Genomic DNA, 427 nt, shown 5'->3' with positions numbered 1-427 from the left:
ACATATTATGATCTCTCCCATTCATCAATATCAATAATGATATTATCAATCAGTCTGGCTTTAGAAAATTGGACGGCGCAGGCCAGAATGACCTTGCCGTTTAATGTTTTAAGCGGAGTCAGCTCCGGATAAGCGTACAGTTCGGCATAATCAATGACGCCGCTTGTGTTTTCGATGATACCGGTGACGGTTTTTATAACGGTTTCCGGATTTCTTTCACCGTCTCTGACCAGTTCGGCACCTTGCTGCAATGCTTTATAGATCATCGGCGCTTCTTTGCGTTCCTGCTCAGTCAGATAGACGTTGCGAGAGCTTTTGGCAAGTCCGTCTTCTTCTCTGACCGTGTCCACTGCAACCAATTCGATATCCATAAAGAAATCCTCAATCAATCCGTCCACAACCGCTGCCTGCTGGGCATCTTTCAGGC

At 46.1% G+C, this 427-nt stretch carries 1 protein-coding gene; it reads right to left on the bottom strand.

What is annotated here, in order from left to right; all coding sequences use genetic code 11:
* Positions 1-5: 5 nt before the first annotated feature.
* A partial coding sequence (locus ACTD9P_RS30070) for a pantoate--beta-alanine ligase (protein WP_438870491.1) occupies positions 6-427 on the bottom strand: 422 nt, incomplete at its 5' end.

Source organism: Pseudomonas onubensis, assembly GCF_965653655.1.
GTDB lineage: Bacteria > Pseudomonadota > Gammaproteobacteria > Pseudomonadales > Pseudomonadaceae > Aquipseudomonas.
The sequence above is the reverse complement of the archived record's forward strand: the minus strand, read 5'-3'. Positions and strand labels throughout refer to the sequence as shown.